Annotated in this window: 16 protein-coding genes; 13 read left to right on the top strand and 3 right to left on the bottom strand. The window is 64.1% G+C overall.

What is annotated here, in order from left to right; genetic code table 11:
- Positions 1-8 precede the first annotated feature (8 nt).
- Entirely contained in the window at positions 9-263 is a 255-nt protein-coding gene (locus CH286_RS23350; RefSeq protein WP_032398387.1) for a hypothetical protein, read from the bottom strand.
- A 96-nt stretch (positions 264-359) separates the two neighbouring features.
- Here CH286_RS23350 and CH286_RS23345 point away from each other — a divergent pair, with 96 nt between their 5' ends.
- The 7 genes from CH286_RS23345 (at position 360) to CH286_RS23315 (ending at position 11353) form a co-directional block, all read left to right on the top strand.
- A complete protein-coding gene (locus tag CH286_RS23345; RefSeq protein ID WP_094610512.1) occupies positions 360-875 on the top strand; it encodes a DinB family protein in 516 nt (171 codons plus the stop codon).
- 86 nt (positions 876-961) lie between these two features.
- Positions 962-2452, top strand: coding sequence for an aldehyde dehydrogenase family protein (locus CH286_RS23340; protein ID WP_037151645.1), 1491 nt, complete (start codon positions 962-964; stop codon positions 2450-2452).
- A gap of 24 nt (positions 2453-2476) precedes the next feature.
- Positions 2477-3988 carry an APC family permease gene (locus tag CH286_RS23335; protein WP_032403250.1) on the top strand — a complete coding sequence of 504 codons (1512 nt, stop codon included), beginning with the start codon at positions 2477-2479 and terminating at the stop codon, positions 3986-3988.
- 12 nt (positions 3989-4000) lie between these two features.
- Complete coding sequence (locus CH286_RS23330) at positions 4001-5548, top strand: GMC family oxidoreductase (RefSeq protein WP_037151502.1); 1548 nt, start codon at positions 4001-4003, stop codon at positions 5546-5548.
- A gap of 70 nt (positions 5549-5618) precedes the next feature.
- Positions 5619-7460 carry a putative nucleotidyltransferase substrate binding domain-containing protein gene (locus tag CH286_RS23325; RefSeq protein WP_094610630.1) on the top strand — a complete coding sequence of 614 codons (1842 nt, stop codon included), beginning with the start codon at positions 5619-5621 and terminating at the stop codon, positions 7458-7460.
- Positions 7461-7484: 24 nt separating this feature from the next.
- Positions 7485-10163: an MGH1-like glycoside hydrolase domain-containing protein gene (locus CH286_RS23320; RefSeq protein WP_230592481.1), complete on the top strand. Its 2679-nt coding sequence runs from the start codon at positions 7485-7487 to the stop codon at positions 10161-10163.
- A gap of 83 nt (positions 10164-10246) precedes the next feature.
- Positions 10247-11353, top strand: coding sequence for an alcohol dehydrogenase catalytic domain-containing protein (locus CH286_RS23315; protein ID WP_037151507.1), 1107 nt, complete (start codon positions 10247-10249; stop codon positions 11351-11353).
- Between the two features lie 3 nt (positions 11354-11356).
- On the opposite strand, the gene CH286_RS23310 is transcribed toward CH286_RS23315, so the two are convergent.
- The gene (locus tag CH286_RS23310) at positions 11357-12145 is read right to left on the bottom strand and encodes an ABC transporter ATP-binding protein (protein ID WP_094610629.1); all 789 of its coding nucleotides are present in this window, start codon (positions 12143-12145) and stop codon (positions 11357-11359) included.
- Positions 12146-12239: 94 nt separating this feature from the next.
- On the opposite strand from CH286_RS23310, the gene dapB reads away from it, so the two are divergent.
- The 3 genes from dapB to CH286_RS23295 are packed head-to-tail and all read left to right on the top strand — an operon-like array spanning position 12240 to position 13927.
- On the top strand, positions 12240-12998 hold the full coding sequence (dapB, locus tag CH286_RS23305; protein WP_032403254.1) for a 4-hydroxy-tetrahydrodipicolinate reductase: 759 nt from the start codon (positions 12240-12242) through the stop codon (positions 12996-12998).
- 50 nt (positions 12999-13048) lie between these two features.
- Positions 13049-13468 carry a hypothetical protein gene (locus tag CH286_RS23300; protein ID WP_052058497.1) on the top strand — a complete coding sequence of 140 codons (420 nt, stop codon included), beginning with the start codon at positions 13049-13051 and terminating at the stop codon, positions 13466-13468.
- A 6-nt stretch (positions 13469-13474) separates the two neighbouring features.
- Positions 13475-13927 (top strand): flavodoxin family protein, encoded by a 453-nt coding sequence (locus tag CH286_RS23295; RefSeq protein WP_032403256.1) that lies wholly within the window; start codon positions 13475-13477, stop codon positions 13925-13927.
- 61 nt (positions 13928-13988) lie between these two features.
- Here the strand turns inward: CH286_RS23295 and CH286_RS23290 are convergent, their stop codons facing one another.
- Positions 13989-14450 carry a hypothetical protein gene (locus CH286_RS23290; RefSeq protein WP_094610511.1) on the bottom strand — a complete coding sequence of 154 codons (462 nt, stop codon included), beginning with the start codon at positions 14448-14450 and terminating at the stop codon, positions 13989-13991.
- A gap of 153 nt (positions 14451-14603) precedes the next feature.
- Here CH286_RS23290 and CH286_RS23285 point away from each other — a divergent pair, with 153 nt between their 5' ends.
- From CH286_RS23285 to CH286_RS23280, 3 genes are read left to right on the top strand one after another with little or no spacing between them, the layout of a single operon-like run.
- Entirely contained in the window at positions 14604-15974 is a 1371-nt protein-coding gene (locus CH286_RS23285; RefSeq protein WP_094610510.1) for an OFA family MFS transporter, read from the top strand.
- Positions 15971-16087 carry an MFS transporter small subunit gene (locus tag CH286_RS28470; protein WP_420030340.1) on the top strand — a complete coding sequence of 39 codons (117 nt, stop codon included), beginning with the start codon at positions 15971-15973 and terminating at the stop codon, positions 16085-16087. The genes CH286_RS23285 and CH286_RS28470 overlap by 4 nt, the downstream gene beginning before the upstream one ends.
- Before the next feature lie 35 nt (positions 16088-16122).
- The gene (locus CH286_RS23280; protein WP_094610509.1) at positions 16123-17331 is read left to right on the top strand and encodes a winged helix-turn-helix domain-containing protein; all 1209 of its coding nucleotides are present in this window, start codon (positions 16123-16125) and stop codon (positions 17329-17331) included.
- Positions 17332-17387 lie beyond the last annotated feature (56 nt).

Below are 17387 nucleotides of genomic sequence, written 5' to 3'. Positions count from 1 at the left end.
TCCGGCCGTCACAGGGTGACGGGGGCGCGTCCGCGATCGGCCGGTTCGATGGTCACCTCGGCGTCGGGAAGGAAAACCCGCTCGGTCGTGGTGGTTCCGTCGACGCCGTCGGTCACCGTCACCGCAACGTTCTCGGCAACCTGTCCGGCGCTTTCGATGAACCCGGTCGCGACACCCTCCTCGATGAGGAGATGATCACCCACCAACAGAAGAAGCTCGTCCGCCGTCACCGTTCGCCTGCCGCCCACATCTTCGATAGTCATGAACCCCACCGTAATGCGAATTGTCCGAATGGGTCGTTCCTCGGGCTCCACACTTTGTTTCGGGCGGGTCTGTCCGCAGTGCTCGACAATTGCAGTATGACCTTCACAGCGCCCACGCCCGATCCCGTCGACGGTCCGCTCGTCGGTGACGACAGACCGATGCTCGAAGGAGTGCTGCGCTGGCATAGAGCCACGTTGCTGAACATCTGCGCCGGTGCCGATGCCGAACAGCTTGCGCGCCGTCCTTTCTCGCACTCGACGGTCTCCCTTCTCGGACTCGTCCGTCACCTCGCGAAGGTCGAACGCATCTGGTTTCGAGAGCGACTGGCTTCGATGTCGTTCGACCCGATGTACGACGCCGCGTTGGGTAAGGACTCCGACTTCCTGGGAGCGGCGGCATCGGGTGCCGAGTCGGACTTCGCGCGATTCGCTGCCGAGTGTGCTGCCTCGGACGTGGTCGCTGCCCGACACTCGTTCGAGGATCCGGTCGACTTTCGAGGCGGACCGATGTCACTGAGGATGGTCTACGTGCACATGATCGGCGAATATGCGCGGCACAACGGGCATGCGGACATCATCCGCGAGCAGATCGATGGAGTCACCGGCCGCTGAGGGCATACCGTAGACACACGATCAGGCCCACACACGGAAGAAGGTGTCGAGTGACCGACTCCGATGCAGGATTCGATCCGACCGCATTGCGCCCCTCGTTGTTCGTCGACGGGCAGTGGCTGGGGTCCGGTGACGGTGGGACCCGCGACATCGTCGATCCATCCAACGGCAGCACGGTGGCCGTCGTGGACGAGGCCACGCCCGACGACGCTTTGCGCGCGGTGGCAGCGGCGCGGTCCGCGTTCGACGACGGGCCGTGGCGCTCGGTGACGGTGGGTGAGCGCAGTGATCTGCTCAATCGCATCGCAGACTTGCTCCAACGGGACAAGGCGAAGTTGGCGCACATCGAGACCCTCGATACCGGAAAGACGTTCGGCGAGAGTGAGATCGACATCGACGACGTCACGTCGGTGTTCCGCTTCTATGCCGATCTCGCTGTGGTGCAGGCGGATCGACTGATCGATGTCGACCGGCCCGAAATTCTCAGCCGCGTGGTACACGAGCCGATCGGTGTGTGCGTCATGATCGCACCGTGGAACTACCCGCTGCTGCAGATCTCGTGGAAGATCGCCCCGGCGCTTGCGGCCGGTTGCACGATGGTACTCAAACCGAGCGAAGTGACCCCACTGAGCACCATCGCATTCACCAAGCTGGTCGAGGAAGCAGGAGTACCTGCGGGTGTGGTCAATCTGCTGCAGGGGAGCGGCGCGGTTCTCGGAGATGCGCTCACCCGAAACCGTGACGTCGATTTCATTTCCTTCACCGGTGGGCTGGCGACAGGCAGACATATCCTGGCCGCTGCCGCCGAGAACGTCACCAAGGTAGCCGTCGAACTCGGCGGTAAGAATCCACACATCGTGTTCGCCGACGCGGTGGCCGACGAGCAGTCGTTCGCCGACTCGGTCGACAACGTGCTGACCGGGGTGTTTCTGCATTCCGGTCAGGTGTGTTCGGCCGGAACACGACTGATCGTCGAGGAATCGGTGGCCGACCGTTTCGTGGCCGCCGTGGCAGAGCGCGCGAAGACCATCGTGATGGGTCCGGGTATGGACCCGGCCAGCGAGACCGGACCGCTCGTGTCGCAGGCGCAACGCGAGAAGATCGAAGGATTCGTCGCGGGTGGCATCGAAGAGGGTGCAACGCTGGTCATCGGTGGAACGAAACCGGACGATCCCGCTCTGGAGAAGGGTAGCTATTTTCTGCCCACGATTTTCGATCATTGCGATCGGTCCATGAATATCGTGCAGGAGGAGACATTCGGGCCCATACTCACTGTGGAGCGCTTCGACACCGAGGCCGAAGCGCTGCTGCTGGGCAACGATACGAATTACGGTCTCGCTGCGGGAGTTCGGACGTCCGACGCCGCGCGAGGCGAAAGAATGGTGCGTGGGCTACGCCATGGAACGGTGTGGCTCAACGATTTCGGTGTCTACACGGCGGGCGCGGAATGGGGCGGCTTCAAACAGTCCGGGAACGGCCGTGAACTCGGTCCGTCCGGTATGTCCGAATATCAAGAAGCGAAGCATATTTGGCACAACACCTCACCTACAGCGGCGGGGTGGTTCGGTACCCGATAGTGCACGATGGGAAAGGCCAGGAACATGGCATTACTGAACGACAGCTCGAGCGGAATGGACGATTTCGGGTACAAGGAATCGCTCGACCGCAGTCTCGGGAAATTCGCCAGCTTCGCCGCCGGCGTCAGCTACATCTCGATCCTCACCGGCACGTTCCAGCTGTTCTACTTCGGTTTCGGCACCGCCGGTCCGGCGTACCTGTGGTCATGGCCTGCAGTCTTCGTGGGCCAACTCTGCGTAGCACTGTGCTTCATGGAGTTGGCCGCGAAGTATCCGGTGGCGGGATCGGTGTACAACTGGGCGAAGCTGTTGGGCCGCAGGATCGTCGGTTGGTCGGCGGGCTGGTTGATGCTCACGGCATCGATCGTGACGCTGGCCGCCGTTGCCCTCGCTCTGCAGCTGAATCTGCCACGTATCTGGAGCGGGTTCCAGATCATCGGTGACGGCTCGGGCGACACCGACTTCGCGGCCAACGCAGTGCTGCTCGGTGCGATTCTGATTGCGATCACCACCACGATCAACGCGCTCGGCGTTCGGCTGATGGCGATGATCAACAGTGCGGGTGTGTTCATCGAACTCATTGCGGCCGTCCTCATCGCGATCCTGCTCGCCGCCAACATCACTCGGGGGCCCGAGGTGTTCTTCTCCTCCAACGGCTACGGTGCCGGTGAGAGCGGCGGTTACCTCGGTGCCTTCCTGGTCGCGTCGCTGGCGTCGGGTTACGTCATGTACGGATTCGACACCGCGAGCTCGCTCGGCGAGGAAACCGTCGAACCTCGGCGCACCGCCCCCAAAGCGATCTTGCGCGCCATCCTCGCCTCGTTCGTCATCGGCGGAGCCATCCTGGTGTTCGCCGTCATGGCCGCGCCGGACCTGAACGATCCTTCCCTCGGCAGCCCCGACGGCAGCCTGCAGTCCATCGTCGAATCGGTGATGTGGGGCCCGCTGGGCACCGTCTTCCTCATCTGCATCGTCATCGCCGTCTTCGTCTGCTCACTGGCCGTGCACACCGCGGCGATTCGGCTCACGTTCGCCATGGCGCGAGACAACGCGTTGCCCTTCGGCGAGAGTCTGGCCAAGGTGAATCCGAAGACCCAGACCCCGGTGGTGCCCGCGGTGACCATCGGCGTGCTGGCCATCGTCATTCTCGTCGTCAACATCGGTCAGCCGCAGATCTTCACGGTCCTGACCTCGATCGCGATCATCATGATCTACCTCGCGTATCTGATGGTGACCGGGCCGCTGTTGGTCAAACGAGTGAAGGGTGAGTGGCCGCCGGCAGATCTGAAGCCCGGCGGGTACTTCACGATGGGCAGGTGGGGCCTGCCGGTCAACATCGCGGCAGTGGTGTGGGGCGCAGGGATGGCGATCAACCTCGCGTGGCCGCGCGAAGCCGTGTACGGAACCCCCTGGTACAACACGTTCGGCGCATTCGTCTACATCGGCGGCATCCTGGGCGTCGGCCTGTTGTGGTACGCAATCAAGGGGCGCAAGCACATCGGCACTCTGAAATCACATGCCTCCACGGGCAACTAGAAGGAGCGTGCAGTGACAGACACCCAGTTCGATTACGTCGTCGCAGGTGGCGGGACGGCGGGGTGTGTCCTCGCTGCGCGGCTGAGCGAGGACCCCTCCGTCAGTGTCTGCCTCGTCGAAGCAGGTCCGACCGACGTCGGCGACAAGGCAATTCTCGAATTGGCGGAGTGGATGCATCTGCTCGACTCCGGCTACGACTGGGACTATCCCGTCGAACCGCAGGAGCGCGGCAACAGCTTCATGCGGCACGCGCGGGCAAAAGTGCTCGGCGGTTGCTCGTCGCACAACTCCTGCATCGCCTTTCACCCGCCTGCGGAAACCCTCGACGATTGGGCCGCGGCCGGTGCGACGGGCTGGGGCGCGTCGGACATCCTTCCGTTCGTCGCGCGCGTGGAGAACAACGACACCGGCCGCGGTCACGACGGGCCCGTGCGGATACGCGACGTGCCACCGAACGATCCGTGCGGTGCGGCAGTGCTCGAATCGGCCGCCGGGATAGGTCTTCCCACGGTCGCATTCAACCGCGGAACGCCTGTACTCAACGGTGCGGGTTGGTTTCAGATCAATGCGGGTGAGGACGGCTCGCGTATGTCGACCTCGCATGCGTACCTGCACCCGATCATCGGATCGCGGCCCAACCTCGAGGTGCGCACCGACTGCTGGATCAGCGAGATTCTGATCGACGATTCACTGACCGCGACGGGTGTGCGGTACCAACGTCCCGACCTGACCGGCTACGACACCGTCTCGGCGCGTCGCGAGGTGATCGTCACCGCCGGTGCCATCGACACGCCGAAGTTGTTGATGCTCTCCGGAATCGGACCGGCGGCACAGCTGCAGGAGATGGGAATCACCGTTCGGGTCGATTCACCCGGAGTGGGCGAGAACCTCGACGACCACGTCGAAGGACTGGTGTTCTGGGAGGCGTCCAAGCCGATGGTCACCACATCCTCGCAGTGGTGGGAAATCGGGGTTTTCGCGCAGACCGACTCGTCGCTGAACTATCCCGACGTCATGATGCATTACGGCAGTGTTCCGTTCGACATGAACACCCTCCGCTGGGGCTATCCGACCACCGACAACGGCTTCTGTCTGACGCCCAACGTGACCCAGGGGCGCTCGCGTGGCACGGTTCGATTGCGCAGCAGAGACTTTCGTGATCGGGCAAAGGTGGATCCGCGCTACTTCACAGACCCGGACGGCCACGACGACGCGGTGATGCTTGCCGGTCTGAAACTGGCCCGTTCTATTGCCGCAGACGGTCCACTGTCGGAATGGATCGAACGCGAACTCGCACCCGGGCCCGAGGCCGTGACCGACGAGGACCTGCTCGACTACGTGCACAAGACGCACAACACGGTCTATCACCCGGCCGGAACTGCTCGGATGGGATCGGTGGACGACGCCATGGCCGTTCTCGATCCGGAGCTTCGCGTCAAGGGAATTTCGCGTCTGCGCGTCGTCGACGCGTCGGCGATGCCGAAGCTGCCCTACGTCAATCCCAACATCACGGTGATGACGATGGCGGAGAAGTGCGCCGACCTGATCCGTGGAGGATAGATCGGCGCTGGCCGACTTTCTCGGCAGGTATCCACCGTTCCAGGGCGCGCCGCCGGCTGTGCTGGCCGAGATGGCCGCAGCAGCCGTCGAACGCGAGTACGGCAGTGGTGCATGGGTTGTGGACCGTTCACCGATGGATGCCTCGGCCGATGCCGACATCGTGTGGGTGGTGCGTACCGGGCGTGTGGTGATCACGCACCCGGACGACACCTCGCGCACCGACGTTCCCATCGACACGATAGGTCCCGGTGGGGTATTCGGATTCTCGGCGCTGCTCTCGGGTGGCACCGTCGAATTCTGTGCGCGCGCTACCGAACCGAGTGTCGTTCTGCAGTTGCCCGGTGCGCTGGTTCGGCCGTTGTTCGCAACGCCCACCGGTCTGGCGTTCCTGGCCGATGCCGTCAACTCCTCTTCTGCATACCGTGGGGGACCGGTGGAGGGCAGCGCCGGCCGGACCGTCGGTGAATTGGTCTCTGCGCCTGCGGTGTTCACCTCCGCCGGTACTACTGTTCGAGATGCCGTCCGGCACATGACCGAGCAGGGCAGCTCGTATGTCCTTGTTCCGCTGCGAGGGTCGCGCCACGGCATCTTCACCGATCGAGACCTCCGAGTTCGAGTGGTGGCCGCCGGGATCGGCGTCGATACTCCCATCGAGAAGGTGATGACGTCGCCCGCCGAGACCGTCACGGCGGACCGACTTGCCGGCACCGTCCTGATGGACATGCTCGAGCTGGGGCTGCGGCACATGCCCGTGCTGTCCGATCGGGGCGAAGTTCTCGGTGTCGTCGAGGATTCCGATCTGCATGCTGCGTCCACCCGGCGTAGCTTCGTGGTCCGCCGGGCAGTGACGTCCGCAGCGACCACCGCCGAACTCGCCGACGCAGGAAAGCTCGTCCCGCGCTTGGTGGTGGATCTGTTCCGAGGCGGCACCGACGCCATGGCGGTCAGCGCGATCCTGTCCGTCGTGGTCGACAGCCTCGTCCGCCGTGCCGTCGAGATCGAATGGTCGGCGCGGCCGGAAGTGCCGCGCGACCGGTTCGCCTGGATCACCCTCGGCAGTGTGGCGCGTCGGGAAGCCATGCCGTCCTCGGACGTCGACAGTGCATTGACCTGGTCCGACACCACCGCGGACCCCGGCACGCGAGGGACATCGAACGCGGTGCCGCGAACCCGCGACGAGGCGCTGATGGACTTGGCCGCCCGCGTGCACGTGAGCCTGGACGGTGCCGGACTGCCGTCGGACACCAACGGCGCGGTCGCGAGTTCGCCCCGATTCGCACGCTCGGCCGGGCAGTGGGAAAGGGCCGCAGCTCACTGGCTCAGCAACCCCTTCGGTGACCGTGGCAATCCGGCAGAAGACTCCGGCCTGATCATGTCCTCACTGATGATCGACGGAAGAGTGGTGTGGGGCCCGAGGACACTGCACACCGTGCCGGAGGCCTATCGCCGACTCCTGGTCGATCACCCGGACGGATTGCGGTTGCAACTGCGTGACGCGTTGGCGGGCCGGGCCCGGCTGCGCTCGCTGCGAGACGTGCTGGCCAGGCGCGGCGGCACGTTCGACCTCAAGGCTCACGCTTTGACACCCATCGTCAACCTCGCTCGCTGGGGTGGGCTCTCGGTCGGCATGGCCTCCGCCTCGACCCCCGCACGACTCGCGGCAGCGTCGGGCAACGGAATGCTTTCCGACGACGACGTATCGGTGCTCACCGAAGTGTTCGCTCTGCTTCAACGCTTACGGCTGGCGCATCAGATCGATCAGATCACCGCCGGCCACCGGCCCGGTGACGTGCTGGTCATGGCCGATCTGTCACCCCTGGAGCGCAGTCTGCTCACCGACGGAGTCCGAGAGATCGCCGCGGTGCAACGCCGGGTCGGATATCTGGCCGCCAATGTCGGCGTGCATCGCTGACCGCCAACCACCAGACTGTGTGCCGTGACCACCAATCCCGTGAGCGTTCCTACCCCGTCCACCGTCGAGCACTCTCGGTTGGCGGAATCACCCGGCGTCAGCGGCCCGTGGCGTCAGTGGGGGCCGTACCTGGCAGGACGGCAGTGGGGCACGGTGCGCGAGGACTACTCGGAGGACGGAAACGCCTGGGCGTCGTTCCCGTTCGATCAGGCGCACAAGCGGGCCTACCGCTGGGGTGAGGACGGCATCGGCGGAATCTGCGATCGCTTCGGGTTCCTCAATTTTTCGTTCGCGCTGTGGAATCGCAAAGACCCGATTCTCAAGGAACGGCTGTTCGGTCTGGCCAACGAGGAGGGCAATCACGGCGAGGACGTCAAGGAGTACTTCTGGGCGGTCGACGGAACACCGACGCACAGCTGGATGCAGTGGCTCTACCGCTATCCGCACGCGGAATATCCCTATGCCCAACTGAGGGAAGAGAATGCCCGACGCGGCCGTGACGACCGCGAGTACGAGTTGGCAGACACCGGCATTCTCGACGAGAACAGATTCTTCGACGTCCAGGTCACATACGCGAAGGCCTCACCCGACGACATCTGCATCACCATTTCCATCACCAACAACGGCCCCGAGTCGGCGTCGGTCGATCTGCTGCCGCACCTGTGGTTGCGCAACACGTGGTCCTGGGGACGCGACGACCGCGGCGGTGTCCTGGATCGGCTGACCCCACCGGACCTGCTGGCCGGCGGCCTCGAGGCCATCGCCGTCGACCACGGGTTTCTGGGGCGCTACTACCTCAGCGCCGAGGGCACGCCTGCAGTTCTTTTCTGCGACAACGAAACCAACGCCGAGGCACTGTGGGGCCAGGAGAACCTGTCGGCCTATCCCAAGGATGGAATCGGACGGCGAGTCGTCGACGGCGACGTCGATGCCGTCAACCCCGAGCAGACCGGAACGAAGGCTGCATTCTGGTATCGGTTCGACGACATCGCGCCCGGGGCAACGGAATCGGTGAAACTGCGCCTGTCGCCCAACCGGCCGGACGAGCAGACGTTCGGGACCGGATTCGACGCGGTCAACATCGATCGCCGAGTGGAGGCGGACGAGTTCTACGGCGCAGTGATCGGTGCCGAGCTCACCGACACCGACCGGCACGTGGCACGGCGCGCCTACGCCGGACTGTTGTGGACGAAGCAGCTCTACCGGTACGACGTCGAAGAATGGATCGAAGGCGACAAGGTGGGGGCACCGGCCCCGGGGTCGAGGCAGGACCCGGGCGGTCGTAATGCGCACTGGCGGCACCTCGCGCTGGCCGATGTGATTTCGATGCCCGACGAGTGGGAGTACCCCTGGTTCGCGGCCTGGGACTTGGCCTTTCATGCGATTCCGCTGGCGCACGTGGACGCCGATTTCGCCAAGGAACAGTTGGTTCTGATGTGCCGAGAATGGGCCATGCACCCCAACGGTCAACTGCCCGCGTACGAATGGGAGTTCGGCGACGTCAATCCACCCGTGCATGCGTGGGCTGCGTGGCACGTCTACCGCATCGACGGTTATCGCGACCGCGAATTTCTGGTTCGGGTGTTCACCAAGCTGCTGCTCAACTTCGCCTGGTGGGTCAACCGCAAGGACTCCGAGGGGTCGAACATCTTCGAGGGTGGATTCCTCGGAATGGACAACATCGGATTGTTCAACCGATCCGCACCGCTGCCCCCGGGGTTCCGACTCGAGCAGTCCGACGCGACGAGTTGGATGGCGTTCTACTGCCAGCAGATGTTCAAGATCGCCCTGGAGCTCGCGCGGCACGACAGCGCCTGGGACGACGTCGCAACCAAGTTCTTCTCGCACTTCCTCTCGATTGCGAAAGCGGTCAATTCGTTCGGTTCGCAGCATATTTCGTTGTGGCACGAGGAGGACGGGTTCTTCTACGACGTCCTCGTCCAGCCCGAGGGCGACGCGGTGCCGATGCGCGTCCGGTCCATGGTCGGTCTGCTGCCCATCCTCGGTGCCACCGAGATTCCGCCGTGGGTCGAGGAAGAATGCCCCGATCTCACCGCCCGCCTTCGGTGGATCCAGCGTCGGCGACCCGAGATGGTCAGTCCGCTGTTGGCGCGGCGTGAGGGCGGTGAGGTGCGAATGTTGCTCACGCTCGTCCAGCCCGAGCGGCTGAAGCGAATACTCGCGCGCATGTTCGATTCCGAAGAGTTTCTGTCGCAGTTCGGAATTCGATCGCTCTCGGCCTCGTACCGCGAACCGGTCACTTTCGACGTCGACGGCCGCAGCCTGTCCATCGAGTACGAACCGGGGGAGTCTCGCACCGGAATGTTCGGCGGCAATTCCAATTGGCGAGGTCCGGTGTGGTTCCCCGTCAACGTGCTGCTGGCCGACAAGCTTCGCGCCTACGGTCGGTACTACGGCGACTCGTTCACCATCGAGATCCCCACCGGCTCGGGCAATCATCGCACCCTCACCGACGCGGCGGATCTGATCGACAACGGTCTCGCCGGCCTGTTCCGGCCGGTGGACGGCAAGCGGCCTGCGGACGGCAATCGCATCGAGTCCAGTGCCGACCCACTGTGGAGCGAGCATCCCAGTTTCAACGAGTACTTCGACGGAGACACCGGCGAGGGACTCGGGGCAACGCACCAAACCGGGTGGACAGCGCTGGTTGCGCACCTGCTCAGGCCACGTTTGCCGCTGTGAGGGCCTACGGCCCATGTGCACGGAAACTCGTAGCCCACTACGAAGTTCCACGCACATGCGGCGCAGCCGCATAGTCTGGCGGGATGAAGATTCGCGGCGCAGTACTCGAAGAAATCGGCCGATCTCGTCCCTTCGCGGACTCGCATCCCATTACCGTCTCCGACCTCGAGCTCGGCTCGCCGGGCGACGGTGAACTGCTGATCAGAATCGAAGCCGCGGGGCTGTGCCACTCGGACCTGTCGGTGGTCGACGGCAATCGCGTTCGTCCGGTCCCGATGCTGCTCGGCCACGAGGCCGCGGGCCGCGTCGAGGAAGTGGGCGCGGGCGTCGACGACATCGCAGTCGGGACCCGCGTGGTGATGACCTTCCTGCCGCGCTGTGGTGAGTGCGCCGGGTGCGCCACCGACGGCCAGATGCCGTGCATCATCGGCAGTGCGTCGAACAATGCCGGGACATTGCTCGGCGGCGGCATCAAATTGCACCGTGACGGGGACGAGGTCAAGCATCACCTCGGAGTCTCCGGATTCGCCACCCACGCCGTGGTGAGTCGAAAGTCCGTGGTTCCGGTCGAGGACGACATCCCGGCCGATATCGCCGCCGTCCTCGGTTGTGCGGTATTGACCGGCGGCGGGGCGGTGCTCAACGCCGGAACTCCGAAGCCCGGGCAGTCGGTGATGGTGGTCGGCCTCGGCGGAGTGGGCATGGCGGCGGTCCTGACGGCTGTATCGGTCGGTGCCGGTGAGGTGATCGGTGTCGACGGCGTGCCGGACAAGCTGTCCACCGCGACCGATCTCGGTGCGACACAGGTCTACTCGCCCGCCGAGGTTGCGGAGAAAGGCATCAAGGCCGACATCGTGATCGAGGCTGCAGGTAATGCCCGCGCCTTCGAGACTGCAGTCGCAGCAACCGCTCCCGGAGGAAAGACCATCACCGTCGGACTTCCCGCACCCGACGCACGGTCGTCCATCTCGCCCTTGGGCCTGGTGGCGGAAGCGCGCACGATCATCGGCAGCTACCTGGGCTCCGCCGTCCCGGCGCGCGATATTCCCACGTACGCCCAGATGTGGCGTGAGGGTCGGCTTCCCGTCGAGAAGCTGATCTCCTCGCGTATCACGTTGGACGAGATCAACCGCGGCATGGACGAATTGGCCGACGGTAACGCGATCCGTCAGGTCATCGTCTTCGACTGAGCATCAGCTCTGCGAGGCCGTGGCCACCCAACGGCCACGTTGCTTCGAGATCTCGATGGGATGATCGAAACAGACACTGATGTTCTCCGTGGTCAGCACAGTGTCGACAGACCCTTGCGCCTGTACTTTTCCGTTGCGGACCAAGAGCGCGTGCGTGGTCGAGACCGGAATTTCCTCGAGGTGGTGCGTCACCAGGATGCTCGCCAGGTTCGGGTGCTCGGCCCGCAGCGAATCGAGCGCACTCAGGAGTTGTTCGCGGGCAGCGAGATCGAGTCCGGTGGCGGGTTCGTCGAGCAGCAACACGGCAGGGTCGGGGAGCAGGGCGCGCGCGATGAGCGCTCGGCCGCGTTCTCCCTGCGAGAGCGTGTGCCATGACGCGTCGGTGCGATGGGCGACACCGAGGGACTCGATCAGCCGGTGAGCGCGGGCGATCTCGTTCTCGGTGGCCGACCACCTCGGGATCAGGTCGGGAGTGTTGGTCAGCCCGGTCAGCACCACCTGGAACAACGTCAGCGGAGCGTCGATCCTCAGCCGTGGATCGACGTGGCCGATGTGCGTGCGCAATTCCCGCATGTCCACCCGGCCGAGGCGATGACCCAGAACGTGCACGGCACCGTGGGTGGGATGGACGACGGCACCCAGCAAGCTGAGCAGGGTGCTCTTGCCGGCGCCGTTTGCACCGAGCAACACCCAATGCTCGCCCTCGTCGACCCTCATCGTTGCGTCGCTGAGCAGGTATCGGCCCCCGCGAACCAGATCGACTCGGTCGGCGAACAGAACAGTGGACGTCACCGGACGACCGTAGCTGCCGGTGCGGACCACGGGGAAAGTAGGCTCTGAGGTCGGTAGGGCCTCGAGACGACGAAGAAACGAGTGTGGGTACGACGTGAGTGCAACGGCACCTGTTCGAGTAGGGGTACTGGGATCGCGAGGCAAGGTCGGGCAGGCTATTTGCGCAGCCGTCGAGGCAGCCGACGACCTCGAGCTCGTGGCAACCGTCGACCAAGGCGATCCGCTGGCGAACCTGGTAGACAGCGGTGCCCAGGTGGTCGTGGATTTCACCCACCCCGATGTGGTGATGGACAACCTGCAGTTCCTGATCGAGCACGGCATCCATGCCGTAGTCGGCACCACCGGTTTCGACGAGCCGCGGCTCGAACAAGTCCGTGAATGGCTGGCCGGATCACCGGAAACGGGAGTGCTGATCGCCCCCAACTTCGCCATCGGTGCAGTGTTGTCGATGCGCTTCGCTCAGCAGGCCGCTCGGTTCTTCGACTCGGTCGAGGTGATCGAACTGCATCACCCCAACAAGGCCGACGCGCCGTCGGGCACGGCGTATCGCACTGCTGCGCTGATCGCCGAAGCACGCGCCGCCGCAGGCACTGCGCCCAGCCCCGATGCGACGACGACCGAACTGGACGGCGCACGCGGTGCGGATGTCGACGGAGTGCGTGTGCATTCGATCAGGCTCGCGGGACTCGTTGCGCATCAAGAGGTTCTGCTGGGGACACAGGGCGAGACGCTGAGTATCCGACACGACTCGTTGGACCGAACGTCGTTCGCTCCGGGCGTGCTCCTCGGAGTCCGAGAGATCGCAGCCCGACCGGGGCTGACTGTCGGCCTCGACCCGCTACTGGATCTGTGAGCTGATCGACTGTGAACAAAGCGACCAAAGTCGTCGCCATCATCGCGGTGATGGTGCTGATCCTCGGCTTCTACTTCTTCCTGCTCGGCCAGCGCGGAGTGACGCTGATCCAGAACGGCGGGGTAGCCAGTATCGCTCTGGGGATCGGGGTCATCCTCCTGCCGATCGTCGGGTTGTGGATCGTGTGGGCGACGCTCAAAGCGGGCTTCGACCATCAGCGGCTGGCATCACGCATGCGGGAGGAAGGCCTCGAACTCGACGTCGACGACCTTCCTCGGATGCCGTCGGGACGAATCGAACGCGATGCCGCCGACGAGCTGTTCCAGCAGATCAAGGCCGAGTGGGAAAAGGATCCCGACAACTGGCGCAGCTCGTACCGGCTTGCGCGGGCCTACGACTATGCGGGCGATCGTGGGCGAGCTCGCGAGACCATGAAACGCGCGGTGGCACTGGAACGCGCAGAGAGCTGACGGGCGATGCCGCGCACTCTGCTGGTCGTTCATCACACTCCGAGCCCGCTCACTCGCGAGTTGTTGGAGGCCGTTCTCGCCGGTGCGCGTGATCCCGAGATCACAGGGGTGGACGTACGCAGCGTTCCGGCCCTGGGGGCAACAGTTCCGGATGTGCTCGATGCCGACGGTTTCCTCTTCGGCACACCCGCCAATTTCGGATACATGAGCGGGGCGCTCAAGCACTTCTTCGACACCGTCTACTACCCGTGCCTGGACGCCGTCGCCGGAAAGCCCTATGGCGCATGGATTCACGGCAACAACGACACCGTGGGTGCTGCACGCGGCGTCGAGACCATCGCGTCGGGCTGGGGATTGGAGAAGGTGTTCGGCACCCTCCACCTCGCCGACGGGGGTAAGGCGGCTCGCGAGCGCTGCTACGAACTGGGCGGCACGGTCTCGGCCGGACTGTCCGACTGACGGTTACCCGGATCGACGCAGCTGGCAGATGCGCTGAGGTCTGTTCTGAAGAGCTACTGACTCAGTCGGAATCGGCGGGGGACTGGGGTCGCAGAATGTCGTCGGCCGGGATCGACAGCGGAATCTCCAGAAGTCGTTCCGGCCAACTCGGGTACGCGGGTCTGATCCACACTCGGTTGTCGTCGAGTTGCGTCATCAATACCCGACGCCACTGCCAATCATCCTGCGGCGTGAGGAGATCGGTCTCGAGCTGCAGAGGCAGCGGAGCTTTTGTCCAGTGCGGCCACGACAGTGACGCCAGTCCGCGTTCTTCCAGGGCGGCAATCGCGTACTCCAACGACACACCCTGCGCAACAGTGATTCCCACCGGATTGACGGCATCGACCAGGTACCCCTCGTCGTGTTCGTCGTGTTCGTCGCGCGGAGTCGATCCACTCGAGCTGTGTGCGACAGTCCACCCGATCACCTCGCCGTCCGAGGCTCGCTTCACCGGCAATCTGCTACGCCACCGTTCGATATCCACTGTCCCTAGATTACGCGGCCCCGAGGATGCCCGGCGCGATGTAGTGAGTTCGGTGAAGAAACTATGTCCGATTGTGAGCAGGCAGGGCTGTGCCCGTGTTTGACTGCAGGGGATAGTTGATATTTGTACCGCTCTCGATACCAAGGGATTTCGATGACCCTCCCCATTCTCGACCGCTCCAGAATCGTTGCTACGCCCGAGTGGAGTCGCTGGTTGATACCGCCGGCAGCACTGTCTATCCACCTCGCGATCGGGTCTGCATACGCATGGAGCGTGTTCAAGAACGCGATCTCGCAGCCCGACGCCCTGGGACTCAGCGGAACCGTCACTGCTATTCCGTTCCAGCTCGCCATCGTGATGCTCGGCCTGTCGGCCGCCATCTTCGGGACCAGAGTGGAGAAGAACGGTCCCCGCTGGGCGATGGCCGTCTCTCTGGTCTTTTTCGTATCCGGACTGCTCATCTCCGCACTCGGCATGGCACTCGGCCAGTTCTGGCTGGTGATATTCGGGTACGGGTTCGTCGGCGGTATCGGCCTCGGAATCGGATACATCTCGCCCGTGTCGACGCTGATGAAGTGGTTCCCGGACAGGCCGGGAATGGCCACCGGTATCGCCATCATGGGCTTCGGCGGCGGTGCACTCATCGCGTCACCCCTCACCAGCCAACTGATGGTGAACTTCGGCGGCTTCAACGACGGTTCGATAGCCAAGACGTTCCTGACGCTCGGCGTCGGGTACGCGGTGTTCATGGCGCTGGGCGTCGCGTTGATCAGAGTGCCGGCCGAAGGATGGACGCCGGCCGGATGGACCCCGCCGGCGTCGTCGGCGATGATTTCCACGCACAACGTGTCGGCCGCGAACGCTGTCAAGACTCCGCAGTTCTGGTTGTTGTGGGTTGTGCTGTGTTTCAACGTCACTGCCGGTATCGGAATCCTCGAGCGAGGCTCGGGTATCTATCAGGACTTCTTTCCCGACGCCACCTCGCCGGAGTCTCTGGCTGCTGCGGCAGCCGGTTTCGTTGCCTTCCTCTCGTTGACGAACATGATCGGACGGTTCGTCTGGTCGTCGGTCTCCGATGCGGTGGGCCGCAAGAACATCTACCGGATGTACTTGGGCGTCGGCGCGTTGCTCTACCTGTACATCGCACTGTTCACCAATACGAACAAGATCCTCTTCATGGTGTCGGCACTGTTGATCCTGTCGTTCTACGGCGCGGGATTCGCAACCGTTCCGGCCTACCTCAAGGACCTTTTCGGCACGTACCAGGTGGGCGCAATCCACGGACGACTGCTCACCGCATGGTCGGTGGCAGGTGTTCTCGGGCCATTGATCGTCAACGCCATTGCCGACGCCGGAGAGTCGGGAACCACCGGCCGGTACCTCCCGGCCTTCTACGTGATGATCGGATTGTTGGTCGTCGGGTTCCTGGCGAACGAAGCCATCAAACCGGTGGCGTCGAAATTCCACGAATCCGATCCGGCTGCACCCGCCGATTCGACGACCTCGACAGGAGCCAAGGCATGACCACCGCGCGAATGCAGGGAACGATGGTGATCGCATGGTTGTGGGTGTCCGTGCCGTTCGCCTACGGACTGTACGAGCTGATCCTCAAAGCGAAGAACCTCTTCAGCACCTGACCCACCGTGTCGGTGGGTCGTGACAGGGTGGCCCGATGCGAGACATGAGCGCTGCGATGGCGCGACGCACTGCTTTGGCCGCCCAAGGTCTGGCTTCGCGTCGTAGCAGGAGCGCCCCGGCCGGCCGAGCGGCAGTACACGCCGCGATCGACACCACCGGGTTGTTGCAGATCGACTCGGTGTCGGTGGTGGTGCGCGCGCACTACGCGCCGGTGTTCAGCCGCGTCGGCGCCTACGATAGAAAGATCGTCGACGACGCCGCATGGACCGACACCAATCGACGCCCCAGGCGGTTGGTCGAATACTGGGCGCACGAGGCAGCCTTGCTGCCGGTGGAGGACTGGCCGCTGATGCGGTGGCGCATGGAGTTGTATCGACACGGTCGATGGGGCGGAGCCGCCCGCATTCTCGACCGTGAGCCGACGTTGGTGGACGATGTTCTCGCCGTGATCGGAGAGCACGGCGCGGCCAGCGCGGGTGAGATAGAGAAGCATCTGGACGTCGAGAAGCCCGGGCGAAAAGGTCCCTGGTGGGATCGAAGCGACGTCAAGGTCGTCTGCGAGCAACTCTTCGCTGCCGGCGTGGTGAGCGTGCCGGCACGTTCCGGATTCGTTCGGCAGTACGAACGCAGCGAACGGGTGCTTTCCGAAGCCGTGCTGCACAGGCGCGTCGAAGAATCGGATGCGGTGCGGGCGCTGATCGAAAAATCTTCTCGCGCACTGGGAATCGGTACCGAGCCGGATCTGCGAGATTACTATCGGCTCTCCCAGAAGCAGTCCAAGGCCGCGATCGCCGACCTGGTCGAGGACGGCGTTCTCGAGCAGGTGTCGGTCCGAGGGTGGAATGCGCAGGCCTACATGCATCGAGACGCCAGAACACCGCGAACCGCAACCGCGGCCGCCCTGTTGTGCCCGTTCGATCCGATGATCTTCTTCAGGCCTCGGGTGGAGCGGATCTTCGGGTTTCACTACCGCATCGAGATCTACACCCCGCAGCACAAGCGGATTCACGGCTACTACGTTTTTCCCTTCTTGCTCGACGGCCACTTGGTGGCACGCGTCGACCTGAAAGCGGTGCGAGCGCAATCCGAACTGCACGTCATTGCGGCCTACGTCGAGGGGGACCGCGACGCCCGCGACATTGCTCCACGACTGCGGGACGTTCTCCGCGAGATGGCAGACTGGCTCGAACTCGAACGAGTGGTGGTGGGGGAGCGCGGCGACCTCGTGGCAGCGTTGCGCTGAATTCTGCCGACGTGCGCGTTCTGCCGAAGTGCACGTCGGCAGGATCGGTGCCACTA

Origin of the sequence: Rhodococcus sp. WWJCD1 (assembly GCF_002258735.1) — a bacterium.
Taxonomy (GTDB): domain Bacteria; phylum Actinomycetota; class Actinomycetes; order Mycobacteriales; family Mycobacteriaceae; genus Rhodococcoides.
The sequence above is the reverse complement of the archived record's forward strand: the minus strand, read 5'-3'. Positions and strand labels throughout refer to the sequence as shown.

Bases quoted from the DNA above. Each gene is read 5' to 3' on its own strand.
- CH286_RS23295 (WP_032403256.1), top strand. From the start codon at position 13,475: ATGCCGCGCACTCTGCTGGTCGTTCATCACACTCCGAGCCCGCTCACT.
- CH286_RS23335 (WP_032403250.1), top strand. From the start codon at position 2,477: ATGGCATTACTGAACGACAGCTCGAGCGGAATGGACGATTTCGGGTAC.
- CH286_RS23345 (WP_094610512.1), top strand. From the start codon at position 360: ATGACCTTCACAGCGCCCACGCCCGATCCCGTCGACGGTCCGCTCGTC.
- CH286_RS28470 (WP_420030340.1), top strand. From the start codon at position 15,971: ATGACCACCGCGCGAATGCAGGGAACGATGGTGATCGCATGGTTGTGG.
- CH286_RS23285 (WP_094610510.1), top strand. From the start codon at position 14,604: ATGACCCTCCCCATTCTCGACCGCTCCAGAATCGTTGCTACGCCCGAG.
- CH286_RS23350 (WP_032398387.1), bottom strand. From the start codon at position 263: ATGACTATCGAAGATGTGGGCGGCAGGCGAACGGTGACGGCGGACGAG.
- CH286_RS23280 (WP_094610509.1), top strand. From the start codon at position 16,123: ATGCGAGACATGAGCGCTGCGATGGCGCGACGCACTGCTTTGGCCGCC.
- CH286_RS23315 (WP_037151507.1), top strand. From the start codon at position 10,247: ATGAAGATTCGCGGCGCAGTACTCGAAGAAATCGGCCGATCTCGTCCC.
- CH286_RS23325 (WP_094610630.1), top strand. From the start codon at position 5,619: ATGGCCGCAGCAGCCGTCGAACGCGAGTACGGCAGTGGTGCATGGGTT.
- CH286_RS23300 (WP_052058497.1), top strand. From the start codon at position 13,049: ATGGTGCTGATCCTCGGCTTCTACTTCTTCCTGCTCGGCCAGCGCGGA.